The sequence below is a fragment of the Empedobacter sp. UBA7611 genome (assembly GCF_002484365.1).
GTDB classification, from domain to species: domain Bacteria; phylum Bacteroidota; class Bacteroidia; order Flavobacteriales; family Weeksellaceae; genus Empedobacter; species Empedobacter falsenii_B.
In genome coordinates, this window is sequence record NZ_DLJR01000047.1 from 1 (window position 1) to 11,812 (window position 11,812).

The window sequence follows — 11,812 nt, forward strand, 5'->3', positions numbered from 1 at the left end:
CATTAGCAACTTGAAACCGCCGGACGAACAATAAGATTATATCCGTCAGCGGGATTTTTAACATCAATATTATCACCTAAATAATGAAACTCTTTTTTTGCATCAACATGAAAAACACCTTCTAAAAGAGGAATAACTTTCATTTACTTTTATTTTTTACAAAGGTAATTCGTTTAGATTCTCTCTACAAAAAAAGGCTTCCAAAATAGGAAGCCTTAAAAATTATTATGATTCAAATCTTATTTTACAATTGTCATTTCATCAACGATGTGTTTTGCTCCAGCAAATTTATCAACAACCCATAAAACATAACGAATATCTACAGAAATCGTACGTTGTAATTTAGGATCAAAGATTACATCACCAGCCATTGCTTCAATGTTTCCGTCAAATGCAATACCGATTAATTCACCTTTACCATTCATTACCGGAGAACCAGAGTTACCTCCTGTAATGTCGTTATTTGATAAGAAGTTTACATGTAAATATCCATCTTTATCTCCATATTGTCCATAATCTTTTGCTTTCGCTAAATCTAATAAACGTTGTGGATTTTCGAATTCTTCGTCACCTGCAATGTGTTTTGCAACTGTACCTTCTAATGTTGTGAAATAGTTAGAAGCAACATCTGGTTGACGTTTTGGATTTGTACTTTTTGGTAAATTTTGAATAGAACCGTAAGTTAAACGTAACGTAGAATTTGCGTCTGGATATAAGATATTTCCAATTTTAGACTCACGTAAACCTTTTACCAATAAACGGAAGTTTTTAGAATAAACATCATTCAATTTTGCTTGTTCATCTGTTTGCTTAGAAGCTCTTTCTACCAACGCATTTGACAAAACATATAAAGGATCTTTTTTCAAGACTTCTACATCTGGAGAAATTAAGAAATTCTCAACTTGTTTTTGATCAGCGAAGAAACTTCTTTCAACAGCATCATTTACATAAGCTGTAAAGTTCTTGTTATTTTGCTTCGCTAAATCAGCAACATAAGGCGCTAAACCAGCTTCGCTCGCTTTAGAAGCATAAAGATTTAATTGAGCAGCCAATAAATCTTTTTCTAAAGGTAAATACATTTTTTCGTAATATGCATTGATTGCATTCTGAATTTTCGGACGCATTTCATCACGTTTTGCATCATTCGCTGCTGCATAGTTTTCTAATGCTTTTCCAATAGAATATGGCGCACTTGCTAAAGTTGAGTAACGCAATAAAATGTTGATGTAATTGTTATGACGAGCATCTAAATTTGTTTTCGCATAATAATTATTCAAATTCGAAACAACATCACCATATTCGGCTTTGTTTGCTCCTTTTTGAGCCCATTTATTGAATTTTTCTTCTTCTTTTGTTTTCTTCGCAACAGTTCCGTGAAGTTTTAAAGCTTCGATCATTCCATCACGATTTTTCCAATAGTTCGCAACTCCAGCATATTTAGAAGCATAATCAATATTTACTTTTTGATTTTGCTCCATATATTTTTTCATTTGATCCATTGTCACTTTAGAAGCTTCAACCCAAGCAGGATAAGCGTACTCTACATTTTGAGCAACACCTTGCGCTGGCATCCAACGATTTGTACGACCTGGGTAACCTAAAATCATAGCGAAATCATTTGGTTGATATCCTTTTAGAGAAACTGGTAAATGATGTTTTGGTTGTAACGGAACATTGCTTGTAGAATAAGCTGCAGGATTTCCATCTTTGTCACCATATACACGGAACATAGAGAAATCTCCTGTGTGACGTGGCCATTCCCAGTTATCTGTATCTCCACCATATTTTCCAATAGAACTTGGAGGTGTTCCTACTAAACGTACATCTTCATAGTCTTGGTAAACAAAATAGTAATATTCATTTCCTTGGAAGAATGAACGAACAGAAACAACATATTTTCCGTTTTCGCTGTTTTCTTTTTCGATTTTTGCAATCTCTTGGTTAATCGCTTTTTCACGATCTAACTCAGACATTTTATCATTTACAACACCTAAAATACGTTTAGAAACATCATCCATGCGAACGAAGAAACGTACTTTCAAGCTTTTTGGTTTTAACTCAGCAGCTTTGTCTTTTGCCCAAAAACCATCTTTTAAGTAATCATGTTCTGGAGCAGATAATTCAGCAATAGCACCATAACCACAGTGGTGATTTGTCAAAACTAAACCTTGTCCAGAAACCATTTCAGCAGTACATCCACCACCAAATTGTACAATAGCATCTTTTAAAGAGTTATTGTTGATACTATAAATTTCTTCTGAAGTTAATTGTAAACCTTGTTTTTGCATATCACGGTGATTCAGACGTTCGATGAACATCAAAAACCACATTCCTTCGTCAGCTTTCACTTTAAAAGGAAAAAGCATAACCACTAAAAGCGTGGATAATAAAAATTTTTTCATTAGTTGTTTGTCTTCAATTTTACGATTTGCTAAAATAATTGATTATCTGAAGTTCTCCTAATCTTTAAGTATTTAATAAAGTTTTACTGAGGTTTTATTGTTAAAAAAAGATTATTTTTATTTAATTAACACAAAATTTGAATCGTGAAAGTAAAAATTAAAATCATTAATCTACTTTAGGTTATGATTGGTTTTATAGAACAAAAAAATCCGAGAAAATCTCGGACTTTTTACTTTATATCAAAACTTAATTAAGCTTCTTTATTATCTTGAGGTTTATCCTCTTTTTTCTCTGCTGATTTAGCAGGTTTTTCTGTTCTCTCTGGTTTTGGCAACAAAGCTTTACGAGATAATTTCATTTTCTTTTTATCATCGTAACCTAAGAATTTAACATCAATTTTATCACCGATGTTTACAGAATCTTCAACTTTTTCAAGACGTCTGTGCTCTAATTCAGAAATGTGAACTAAACCTTCAACTCCTTTTGCAATCTCTACAAACGCTCCAAATGGTTTGATAGATTTTACAACTGAATGATATGTTTCACCAACTTCTGGAACGAAAGCAATTTGTTTGATTCTTTCTACAACACGATCGATGTTTTCTTGAATCACACCATTGATTTCTACACGTCCTGTTGTATCTAACTCAGTAATTGCAATAACTGTTTCAGTTTCTTTTTGCATTTCTTGAATTACTTTTCCTCCAGGTCCGATTACTGCTCCAATGAATTCTTTAGGAATTTCAATTACAACAACTTTTGGTGCATTTGGTTTCAATTGTGGACGAGGTGCTGGTAAAGTTTCTAATAATTTACCTAAAATGTGCTCACGACCTTCTTTTGCTTGTAACAAAGCTGTTTCCATGATTTCCATAGATAAACCTTGTACTTTAATATCCATTTGACAAGCTGTGATACCGTCTGCAGTTCCTGTTACTTTAAAGTCCATATCTCCTAAGTGATCTTCATCTCCTAAGATATCAGACAATACTGTAAATTTCCCTGATTTAGTATCTGTGATTAACCCCATTGCAATACCTGAAACTGGTTTCTTCATTTGTAAACCAGAGTCCATAATTGCTAATGTTCCTGCACAAACTGTTGCCATAGAAGAAGAACCGTTAGATTCTAATACTTCAGAAACAATACGAACTGTATAAGGACAATCGTCAGGTAACATTTGCGCTAAAGCACGTTGTGCTAAGTTTCCGTGACCAACTTCACGACGAGAAGTTCCTCTTAATGGACGAGCTTCACCTGTTGAGAATGGAGGGAAATTATAGTGTAAAAAGAATTTTTCGTCGAAGTTTGTTACAACTCCATCAACCATATTAGCATCTTTAGAAGAACCTAAAGTTACTGTAGCTAATGCTTGAGTTTCCCCACGTGTGAAGATTGCAGAACCATGAGTTGATGGTAAATAATCAACTTCTGTCCAAATTGGACGAATCGTTTTTGGATCACGTCCATCTAAACGAATTCCTTCGTTTAAGATTAATTGACGTACAGCTTCTTTTTGTACATCGTGGAAGTAAATGTGAGCAAAAGGAGTTACACGAGCTAACTCTTCTTCATCTCCTTCGTATTGAGCTAAGAAATCTGCTTCAACTTGAGCAAATTTATCACCTCTTTCGTGTTTATCAGATGGGTGTTTAGCGATATCATAAAATTTATCATATCCATAAGCCCATACTTTTTCGCGAATTTCTTCGTCGTGTGTTTCGTGGCTATATTCACGTTTTGGTAAAGATTTACCTACTTTCGCTGCTAAACTTTCTTGTGCTTCAATTTGTTTTTTAATCTCAGCATGAGCAAATTCAATTGCGTCTAACATTTCACGTTCAGAAATTTCGCTCATCTCCCCTTCTACCATTACAACAGAATCTTTAGAAGCACCAACCATAATGTCGATATCTGCTTGGTCTAATTGTTCTTTTGAAGGATTAATCATTAACTCACCATTCAAACGAATAACGCGAGCTTCTGAAATTAATGTGAAAGGAATATCTGTAATTGCAATGGCTGCTGATGCAGCTAAACCAGCTAAAGCTTCTGGCATTACATTTTTGTCGTAAGAAATAAGTGAGATCATGACCTGAACCTCAGCATGAAAGTCTTCTGGAAACATTGGGCGTAAAACACGGTCTACAAGACGCATTGTTAATACTTCATCATCTGATGGTTTTGCTTCTCTTCTGAAGAAATTCCCTGGGATGCGTCCTGCAGCGTAAAATTTTTCTCTATAATCTACTGTTAAAGGTAAAAAATCTACACCTGGATTTGCTTCTTTGTTTGCTACAACTGTAGCTAATAACATGGTGTCGCCCATGCGTACAACCACAGATCCGTCAGCTTGTTTTGCTAATTTCCCTGTTTCGATTGTAATTTCTCTTCCGTCTGAAAGAGTAATTTTTTCTGTGATCGCCTGTGGAATCATTCGTCTTCTTAGTATTTAATTCGTCTAAAGTTAAAGCCGTTTGCTTTAACTGCATTATATAAAGATAAATATCTTATTTTAATTTATAACAAAAAAAAAGGCAATTTCTACGTAATTGCCCTTTTACATTGTGTTTAAAATTACTTACGTAATCCTAATTCAGCGATAATCGCACGGTATCTTGTGATATCTTTTTTCTTTAAGTAGTTTAATAACGCTTTACGCTTACCAACTAACATAACTAATGATCTTTCTGTATTAAAATCTTTGTGATTTTTTTTCAAGTGACCAGTTAAGTGGTTAATTCTGTAAGTGAATAATGCGATTTGCCCTTCTGCAGATCCTGTATCTGTTGCAGATTTACCATGCTTTGCGAATAATTCGCTTTTTACTTCTGATGTTAAGTACATGCCAATATTATTTAATAATTATTATGTAATGAGGTGCAAATGTACAACTATTATATGAAATAATAAACTTTGTACAAAAATAAAAGTGACCGATTGGTTAATTCGGTCACTTTTTAAAAATTTGGTTTAGTTTGATTTAGATAGATAATAGAAAGTGATATTTTAATTTTCTACTAAATCGGATAAGTTTGTTAGTTGTAAAAGACTTGCTTTCACGATTTTTGGTTGGTAGGTTAAAAGTCGGCTTGTTTCAATAATTAATCATAGGTTAGTTAATAATTATTAAAATAGGTTTAGGTAGGTAAGATTAATCTTCTATAATTCGTATTTTTTTATTTGTTATTATTTTAATCGGATAAACTACTTTTTCGTCCGCAGTTTGTATTGTCATACATATATTGTTAATAGCAATTATCACGCCTTGTACATCATCTTCGATGATAATTCTTTGTCCAATTTCAAAATTTCTATTGGTATAAAAGGACAATAATAATCTGTAAATAACGTCTTTTGATCCTAATCCAAACGCGATGGCTAATGTCAAGAACACCGATCCTAAGATTAAGGATAAATTATTCGTAATTAAATCTGTATTAACTCCAGCTTGATTTAATGAAGTAATAATTGTAAATATCAAAATGATATAAAAAATGATATTACTAACCGGTAGTGCATTTGTATTAGATTGTATATAAAAGTTGTACAACCTAATACAAATGCACTACCGGTTTATATTATCTATTTATAGTTAACCTTCTTTATCTTTTTTGTTCGGTTTGTTAGTTGATTTTTTTCCGATTCCGAAGAAATTTCCAGTTGTGCTTGGATATTTTACTGAAAACAAATCGGCTACTTCCAACGATAATTTTATTAAAGCAACATCATCCATAACTTTTTGCTTTATTGTTTCTGGAAGCTTCTCATTGGCTAGCATAGTCTTAAAAGGGTTTTCCATTTTACAATGCCTTATAAATTTTTAATAAACGATTTTTTGCTCGATTCAATCTCATCTTAGTTGCACTTTCACCAATCTCTAAAGTTTCTGAAATTTCTTTGATTGAAAATTCATCTTGATATTTCATCAGTAATATAGATTTCTCTTCGACATCCAACTCCTTTAGGGAACGCATTAGTTTTTCGATTTTAATTCAAAAATTTCTTTGTCATCAATAATTTCGTCATTATAGTTATCAACCAAATCATCCATCACCGAATAATTTTTTCTTTCTTCTTTTATCTTTCGTTGCACATATTGACACAAAAATTATATGTAAAAGAATATAACCAAGTAGAGCTATTTGGTCACTCATTTTTTTATTTTTTTTAAAAAAATTTTTAAAATAATCTTAACTTAAACGAATATCTATTTAAAATACAATAATATATAAAAAAACCGACAAATAAAAATTTATCGGTTTTTTATGAATAATAATTAATTACGAATTATTTCTCCAAAACATCTAAGACATCCTGAAAACCTCCTCCATTAAAAATTTCGTCTACACCTTGTGCTTGTAAATATTGTGCAGCTTGACCAGAACGGTTACCACTTCTACAAAAAACTACAATAGGTCTTGACATTTCTTTAAACTCCTCTACTCTTGTAGGAACTTCTCCTAATGGAATATTAATCGCATTTGGAACAAATCCATCTGTATCCAATTCAAAAGGCTCACGAACATCTACTAATGTTATATTAGCATTGTTTATTGCTTCAACTGTTGTCATTTTAATAATTCTATTTCTATTTTTTATCCAATCAATAATTTTGCCAAGCATCTTACCAAATTCTAATACGGTCTTTTGGTGCTTTGTACAATTTATCTCCTGGTTTTGTTTTAAACGCATCATGGAACGCATCAATATTAACGATTGGTCCAAAAGAACGGTAATATCCAGGCGAATGTGGATCTGTTTTCACTTGATTTACTAAAGCTTCATCAGTCGCTTTTGTTCTCCAAATAGTTGCCCAAGATAAGAAGAAACGTTGTTGCGGAGTATATCCATCTATATTTCCGTAAGTTCCTTTATCTTTCAAATACATTTGTAATGCATCAAAAGCAACAGAAGCTCCTCCTAAATCTCCAATATTTTCTCCTGATGTAAATGTACCATTAACGTGTGTTCCTGCTACTGGTTCATAACCATCATATTGCGTAGCCAAAGCTTTAGTAGCTTTTGCAAATTTCTCTTCGTCTTGTGGTGTCCACCAGTTTACTAAGTTACCATCACCGTCAAATTTAGCTCCCGAATCATCGAATCCATGAGAAATTTCGTGACCGATAACTGCTCCAATTCCACCAAAGTTTACAGCTGCATCCGCTCTATAATCATAGAAAGGTGGTTGTAAAATTGCTGCTGGGAAAACAATTTCGTTATTAGTTGGATTAAAATATGCATTTACAGTTTGTGGCGACATTCCCCAACGAGTTTTGTCAACTGGTTTTCCAAAATCTTTCAAGTTTTCTGCTTGACGCCATTTGCTAATTGCCATTACATCTTCAATTAAGTTTCCTCCATCTGCCAAAGATTTTACTTGTAATCCAGAATAATCTTTCCATTTATCAGGGTAACCAATTTTTACAGTAAACTTGTTTAATTTTTCTAACGCTTTCGTTTTAGTTGCGTCAGACATCCAATCTAATTCTTTGATGTGTTTGTCAAAAGATTTGAATAAATAACTGATTAATTCTTCAGCTTTTGCTTTTGCCTCTGGTGGAAAATTATCTTTCACATAAATTTGTCCTAATAATTCTCCTGTTGCGCCATTTACAAACGCTAAACCTCTTTTTTCTAATGGACGTTGCTCTTTTTGACCAGATAAAGTTTTTCCGTAAAATTCGAAATTAATTTTATCTAAATCAGATGTTGAATAACTTGCATAAGAATTGATTAATTTAAAACGTAAATAATCCTTAATCAAAGGTAAATTCTCTTGATTTAAGATTTTATCTAAATTTTTATAATAATCTAATTCACCAATAATTACCGTTTCTGGATTAATTCCTAACGCTTTTACATAACGCTCAATATCAACATTTTTCGTTAAATTTTTAACTTCTGATAATTTTACAGGATTGTACGATTTATTTGGATCACGATCTTCTTCAACAGTTTTGATGTATTTCGCCATCATTTTTTCGAAAGCCACAATTTTTGGACCTTTCAAATCACGTGTTTTAGAACCTGTATAAGGCATCAATTGATCGATAAACTTGTTCAAATTAGCTAAAGTTTCAGTGTTTTTAGCATCTTCTTTTTGGTAATATGTTTTACCTAAAGTCAAGTCAATATCTCCTAAATAAACAGCATTTTGTTTACTATTTTTAAGGTCAGTATAAACATAAGCACCATAAAAAGGATTCTCTCCGATAGCAGCTACATCGATTAAATAATCTTGTAAACCTTTCATATCTTTGATTGCATCAATCTGCTTAAAATATTTTTGTAATGGTGCTAAAGCCGTTTTGTTACGCGCATCAACATTCATATACGCATCATACAAATCCGCAATTTTTTGCTCACTTGTTCCTTTAGCGTGTTTCGTTTTAATAAGATCTTTCACTAATTGCAAAGTGACCTTATCCGTATTTTCTCTTAACTCATCAAAACTTCCCCATCTTGCTCTATCAGAAGGAATTTCTGTAATTTTCATCCAATTTCCGTTCACATAATTATATAAATCATCTTGTGGACGAACCGACTTATCCATATAATTTGGATTAAAAGCCTGATATGATTCTTGTGCCATTGCTAACATAGAAGTACATGCAAATGCAGCAACAAATAGTTGTTTTTTCATATTTCTACTAAGTATTTTTGATATGATATGTCGAAATTAATACGACGTTTGTTACAAATTTACTAAATAAAGTATTAATTATTCATTCAATTTTCAACACTTTTGAGGGGAAAAATTAACATTTTTAAAACTTTCAAAACAAAATTCTTTATCATTTAAGATATTTTATATTGTAAAAAGCTTATTAAACAGAAAAATTTTCTATATATATCATTCCATATTTATATATTTAACAAAAAACAATCGATTTCTTTATTAATATCTAAATATTATTTTGTTATATCCATATTCAATAGAAAATCTTTAAATTTGGAGTCAAACAAAAGTAACTTTTTAAAATGGAAACTGATACGATTTTGATCACCGGTGCATTGGGACAAATTGGTTCTGAATTGGCCGAGAAATTAAAAACCATTCATGGAAAAAATAATGTAATTATTTCTGATATACGTGATCCTAAAGATGTTGATTACGATGGTATTTACGAAGTAATTGACGTAATGGATGTTGATCGAATAAAAGAAGTCATTGCAAAACACAATATTAAAACTGTTTATCATTTAGCTGCTCTACTTTCTGGTACAGCTGAAAAAAATCCAATGTTTGGTTGGAAATTAAACATGGACACTTTGCTTACTTTCCTAGAATTAGCGAAAGATAAAGTAATCGATAAAATCTTTTGGCCTTCTTCTATTGGCGTTTTTGGACCAGATACACCAAAAGACAATACACCTCAAAATACAATTCAAACTCCTTCTACGGTTTATGGTATTTCTAAATTATCGGGAGAATATTGGTGCAAATGGTACCAACAAAATCATAATGTAGACGTTCGTTCTGTTCGTTTTCCTGGTCTTATTTCTTGGAAAACTCCTGCTGGAGGTGGAACTACAGATTATGCTGTTGATATTTATTACAAAGCAATCGAGGATGGAAAATATACTTCTTTCTTGAAAGAGGGAACTTATTTGCCTATGTTGTATATGGATGATGCGATTAATGCAATTGTTGAATTAATGTCTGCTGATCCAAAACAATTAGGTGAATTCAAATCTTATAATTTAGGAGGTTTAAGTTTTGCTCCAGAAGATTTAGCAGCAGAAATCAAAAAACATATTCCAAATTTTACAATTGATTATGCACCAGATTTCCGTCAAGCCATTGCTAATTCTTGGCCTTCTTCTATCGATGATTCTGTTGCAAAAGCAGATTGGGGATTCGAACCAAAATTCGATATCGATAAAATGACGACTACAATGTTAGACAATTTGAAAATAAAATTAGGTAAAGCTTAATTTTTTCTTACAATACAATATTTTAGGAATGCTCTTTGATAATTTTTGGTTAAAAAACCACAAAATATGTCAGGAGCATTTTCTAATTTAAAAAATATCGTCCATCTACTAAAATCTGTTAATTTAGAGCAATTAAATAAAATTTCTCAAAAAGTAGATTTACCTCTTTTAATGGAAAACTTTTCTAAACTTGATGATAAACAACTTCAAGGAATGATGAAAATGTTAAATCCAAATAAAAAAAACAAAGAACTTCCTCCAATTGATGGTGATTTCTACGATGTTTTTCACACTTTAACTCCAGAACAACGCGAATTACAATTAAAAGTAAGAGCTTTTATGGAAAAAGAAGTTAAACCAATTGTTAATGATTATTGGCTTCGCGATCAATTTCCTTTTGAATTAATTCCAAAATTTAAAGAACTCAACATTTGTGGCGTCACTTATGATGGTTATGGTTGTCCAAATTTACCTTTTATTATGGAAGGCGTTTTAGCTATGGAAATGGCTCGTGTTGATGCTTCGATCGCCACTTTTTTTGGTGTTCAATCAGGTCTATCAATGGGATCAATTTATATGTGCGGATCGGAAGAACAAAAAGCAAAATGGTTACCGCAAATGCAAAAATTTGATAAAATTGGCGCTTTTGGATTAACTGAACCCGAAGTTGGTTCTGGTGCGGCAGGAGGTTTGACCACAACATGTAAAAAAACAGAAGAAGGTTGGATTTTAAATGGTCAAAAGAAATGGATTGGAAATGCAACTTTTGCAGATTTAGTGATTATTTGGGCAAGAGATTTGGATGATGGAGAAGTAAAAGGTTTTATTGTAGAGAAAGATAATCCTGGTTTTTCTGTAGAAAAAATCAAAGGAAAAATGGCTTTACGAATTGTTCAGAATGGCTTGATTACTCTGAAAGATTGTTTAATTACAGAAGAAAATCGTTTACAAAATGCTAATTCATTTAAAGATACAGCAAAAGTATTGCGAATGACAAGAGCTGGAGTTGCTTGGATGGCAACTGGCTGCGCGCGCGGAGCATATGAAAGCGCTTTAGATTACACTCGAAATCGAAAACAATTTGGAAAACCAATTGCTTCTTTTCAAATGATACAAGGACATTTAGTAGAAATGTTATCTAATTTAACAGCAATGCAAACTTTAGTTTTTCGCTTATCTGAAATGCAAGACGAGGGAATTTTACTAGACGAACACGCATCTTTAGCAAAAGTTTTTTGTACAATGAGAACACGAGATGTCGTTTCACGAGCACGAGAAGTAATGGGCGGAAATGGAATATTATTAGAGCATGACGTCGCTCGCTTTGTTGCTGACTCTGAAGCAATTTATAGCTACGAAGGCACAAAAGAAATTAATTCACTTATTGTAGGTCGATCTATTACAGGATTTAGTGCGTTTGTTTAAAATTAAAAAAGCTGAGCAGGTTGCTCAGCTTTTTTGTTGT

The 11,812-nt window shown here is 32.3% G+C and carries 11 protein-coding genes; 2 read left to right on the forward strand and 9 right to left on the reverse strand.

The features are described from left to right. Positions 1–2: 2 nt before the first annotated feature. The 9 genes from B3R94_RS08085 to B3R94_RS08125 all read right to left on the reverse strand — a co-directional run bounded on the left by B3R94_RS08085 (position 3) and on the right by B3R94_RS08125 (position 9,052). Positions 3–143, reverse strand: a complete 141-nt coding sequence (locus B3R94_RS08085; protein ID WP_291099995.1) for a hypothetical protein — start codon at positions 141–143, stop codon at positions 3–5. A 96-nt stretch (positions 144–239) separates the two neighbouring features. Further along, the gene (locus tag B3R94_RS08090) at positions 240–2,402 is read right to left on the reverse strand and encodes a S46 family peptidase (RefSeq protein ID WP_038333656.1); all 2,163 of its coding nucleotides are present in this window, start codon (positions 2,400–2,402) and stop codon (positions 240–242) included. 251 nt (positions 2,403–2,653) lie between these two features. Then, positions 2,654–4,840 (reverse strand): polyribonucleotide nucleotidyltransferase, encoded by a 2,187-nt coding sequence (locus tag B3R94_RS08095; RefSeq protein WP_038333655.1) that lies wholly within the window; start codon positions 4,838–4,840, stop codon positions 2,654–2,656. A 140-nt stretch (positions 4,841–4,980) separates the two neighbouring features. Beyond that, positions 4,981–5,250, reverse strand: coding sequence for a 30S ribosomal protein S15 (rpsO, locus tag B3R94_RS08100; RefSeq protein ID WP_038333654.1), 270 nt, complete (start codon positions 5,248–5,250; stop codon positions 4,981–4,983). 307 nt (positions 5,251–5,557) lie between these two features. Next, entirely contained in the window at positions 5,558–5,887 is a 330-nt protein-coding gene (locus tag B3R94_RS08105) for a hypothetical protein (RefSeq protein WP_291099997.1), read from the reverse strand. A gap of 111 nt (positions 5,888–5,998) precedes the next feature. After that, positions 5,999–6,205 carry a hypothetical protein gene (locus B3R94_RS08110; protein ID WP_291063407.1) on the reverse strand — a complete coding sequence of 69 codons (207 nt, stop codon included), beginning with the start codon at positions 6,203–6,205 and terminating at the stop codon, positions 5,999–6,001. A 1-nt stretch (position 6,206) separates the two neighbouring features. Continuing rightward, positions 6,207–6,380 carry an RNA polymerase sigma factor gene (locus B3R94_RS08115; RefSeq protein WP_291063405.1) on the reverse strand — a complete coding sequence of 58 codons (174 nt, stop codon included), beginning with the start codon at positions 6,378–6,380 and terminating at the stop codon, positions 6,207–6,209. Between the two features lie 313 nt (positions 6,381–6,693). Beyond that, positions 6,694–7,029 (reverse strand): rhodanese-like domain-containing protein, encoded by a 336-nt coding sequence (locus tag B3R94_RS08120; protein WP_291100000.1) that lies wholly within the window; start codon positions 7,027–7,029, stop codon positions 6,694–6,696. A 1-nt stretch (position 7,030) separates the two neighbouring features. Next, entirely contained in the window at positions 7,031–9,052 is a 2,022-nt protein-coding gene (locus tag B3R94_RS08125; protein WP_114999931.1) for a M13 family metallopeptidase, read from the reverse strand. Between the two features lie 338 nt (positions 9,053–9,390). Between B3R94_RS08125 and B3R94_RS08130 the strand changes: the two genes are divergently transcribed. Continuing rightward, on the forward strand, positions 9,391–10,347 hold the full coding sequence (locus B3R94_RS08130; RefSeq protein WP_114999929.1) for an NAD-dependent epimerase/dehydratase family protein: 957 nt from the start codon (positions 9,391–9,393) through the stop codon (positions 10,345–10,347). Positions 10,348–10,413: 66 nt separating this feature from the next. After that, the gene (locus B3R94_RS08135) at positions 10,414–11,772 is read left to right on the forward strand and encodes an acyl-CoA dehydrogenase family protein (RefSeq protein ID WP_280049777.1); all 1,359 of its coding nucleotides are present in this window, start codon (positions 10,414–10,416) and stop codon (positions 11,770–11,772) included. Positions 11,773–11,812: the final 40 nt, after the last annotated feature.

Excerpts from the sequence above, each read along its gene's own strand:
- B3R94_RS08085 (WP_291099995.1), bottom strand. The coding sequence starts at position 143 with ATGAAAGTTATTCCTCTTTTAGAAGGTGTTTTTCATGTTGATGCAAAA.
- B3R94_RS08090 (WP_038333656.1), bottom strand. The coding sequence starts at position 2,402 with ATGAAAAAATTTTTATTATCCACGCTTTTAGTGGTTATGCTTTTTCCT.
- B3R94_RS08095 (WP_038333655.1), bottom strand. The coding sequence starts at position 4,840 with ATGATTCCACAGGCGATCACAGAAAAAATTACTCTTTCAGACGGAAGA.
- rpsO (WP_038333654.1), bottom strand. The coding sequence starts at position 5,250 with ATGTACTTAACATCAGAAGTAAAAAGCGAATTATTCGCAAAGCATGGT.
- B3R94_RS08110 (WP_291063407.1), bottom strand. The coding sequence starts at position 6,205 with ATGGAAAACCCTTTTAAGACTATGCTAGCCAATGAGAAGCTTCCAGAA.
- B3R94_RS08115 (WP_291063405.1), bottom strand. The coding sequence starts at position 6,380 with ATGCGTTCCCTAAAGGAGTTGGATGTCGAAGAGAAATCTATATTACTG.
- B3R94_RS08120 (WP_291100000.1), bottom strand. The coding sequence starts at position 7,029 with ATGCTTGGCAAAATTATTGATTGGATAAAAAATAGAAATAGAATTATT.
- B3R94_RS08125 (WP_114999931.1), bottom strand. The coding sequence starts at position 9,052 with ATGAAAAAACAACTATTTGTTGCTGCATTTGCATGTACTTCTATGTTA.
- B3R94_RS08130 (WP_114999929.1), top strand. The coding sequence starts at position 9,391 with ATGGAAACTGATACGATTTTGATCACCGGTGCATTGGGACAAATTGGT.
- B3R94_RS08135 (WP_280049777.1), top strand. The coding sequence starts at position 10,414 with ATGTCAGGAGCATTTTCTAATTTAAAAAATATCGTCCATCTACTAAAA.